This is a genomic window from Holdemanella sp. MSK.7.32 (assembly GCF_024460475.1).
Taxonomy (GTDB): domain Bacteria; phylum Bacillota_I; class Bacilli_A; order Erysipelotrichales; family Erysipelotrichaceae; genus Holdemanella.
The window spans coordinates 1-736 of the sequence record NZ_JANFYN010000116.1 but is presented as its reverse complement, the minus strand read 5'-3'; the positions used below and the strand labels follow the sequence as shown (position 1 = coordinate 736).

Annotated in this window: 1 protein-coding gene and 1 pseudogene; both read right to left on the bottom strand. The window is 35.7% G+C overall.

The window, feature by feature from the left end; genetic code table 11:
- Positions 1-176: 176 nt before the first annotated feature.
- Positions 177-407 carry a hypothetical protein gene (locus NE544_RS12045; RefSeq protein ID WP_227976580.1) on the bottom strand — a complete coding sequence of 77 codons (231 nt, stop codon included), beginning with the start codon at positions 405-407 and terminating at the stop codon, positions 177-179.
- Positions 408-417: 10 nt separating this feature from the next.
- A pseudogene (locus NE544_RS12040) lies at positions 418-736 on the bottom strand (hypothetical protein); the annotation flags it as partial.

The following is a 736-nucleotide window of genomic DNA, read 5'->3' as shown; positions in this document are numbered from 1 at the left end:
GACCATACCTAATACTAATAAAAGAAATACCATTTTCTCAATCCTTTCAAAGTCACCTTATTATATCACAGACGAAAAAGAAAAGAAGAGATTTTTCATCTCCTCCTATCCATTGTTACAAACATTGAACAAAAGAACGTGTCTTCTTTTTCGAAGCCATCTCTTTTCAGCTTTACCTAAGCTTTCATCAGCAGCTTTTCAATCGACTCTTCACTTACTGAGAAGATAGATGCGATAGCTTTAATTCCAAATCCCTTGTCCATCATTTTTTGATACATCTCAAGCTCTTTTTTTTCACTACCCTGTTCAATTCCCTGTTCAATTCCTTGTTCAATGCCTTTTTTTATCCCTTCAGCTTCCCATTCCTTTGACTTTACCTCAAGCCATCTCTTTTCAGCTTCACACATTTAATTTCTCCTAAGCTTTCATCAACAGCTTTTTAATCGATTCTTCACTTACTGAGAAGATCGATGCGATAGCTTTAATTCCAAATCCCTTGTCCATCATTTTTTGATACATCTCAAGCTCTTTTTTCTCACTACCCTGTTCAATTCCTTGTTCAATTCCTTGTTCAATTCCTTGTTCAATGCCTTGTTTGATTCCTTTTCTTATCCCTTCAGCTTCCCATTCTTTTGACTTTACTTCAAGCCATCTCTTTTCAGCTTCACACATTTCAATCTTCTCCTTTTCCTCTAATTCTTCTAAATCCAACCATTCTACATCCGTCAATGTCTTG

What these genes read in the sequence shown, in the direction of transcription:
- NE544_RS12045 (WP_227976580.1), bottom strand. Translation starts at nt 407, where the DNA reads ATGTGTGAAGCTGAAAAGAGATGGCTTGAGGTAAAGTCAAAGGAATGG.